The sequence below is a fragment of the Streptococcus sp. HMSC071D03 genome, assembly GCF_001812125.1.
GTDB lineage: Bacteria > Bacillota > Bacilli > Lactobacillales > Streptococcaceae > Streptococcus > Streptococcus pseudopneumoniae_N.
In genome coordinates, this window is sequence record NZ_KV807817.1 from 1,121 (window position 1) to 1,645 (window position 525).

Annotated in this window: 1 protein-coding gene and 1 pseudogene; both read right to left on the reverse strand. The window is 33.5% G+C overall.

The window, feature by feature from the left end:
- Positions 1–355: hypothetical protein (locus HMPREF2837_RS09760; protein ID WP_083306471.1), on the reverse strand; the 355-nt coding region annotated here is incomplete at its 3' end.
- Positions 356–364: 9 nt separating this feature from the next.
- Positions 365–525 (reverse strand): annotated as a pseudogene (locus HMPREF2837_RS09765) (peptidylprolyl isomerase); the annotation flags it as partial.

The following is a 525-nucleotide window of genomic DNA, read 5'->3' on the forward strand; positions in this document are numbered from 1 at the left end:
CTCTACATTCTGTTAAATAATATCTAGCCAGACTACAGCTAGAATCTTCTATTCTCTTTAAAGGATAATAAAATGGTCTATCTCTATTTTCTTGAACAGCTTCTTTTTGAAAAGGTTCTTCAGAAAGAAAAGTTAGAGCTTCTTTAAAGGAAGTTCCCTTAACAAGTCGAACAAAATCAATGACATCACCTTGAATATCTCTTGAAAACCATTTAAAAGTATTGGTATTCGAAAAAATTCGGAATGAATCGTGTTCAGGATGTTCATAGACACTGCTCGAAACTTGTTTAAAGGAGATACCTAAACGATTGGCTACATCAAGAATTGAAATTTGCTTACATTCTTCTATTTCCATGCAATATCATCATTTTGTTGTAGTATTTGGCAGTGATGGAACAGATGAGGATTCTTCTAAAGTTTTGGGAGTGGCCTTATCCAAATCATCTAACCCAGATTTCCAAACATGCACTTGATTGACCAATAACTTACCTGGTAGTTTAGAATAGGATAACTTAACTGTTCTTG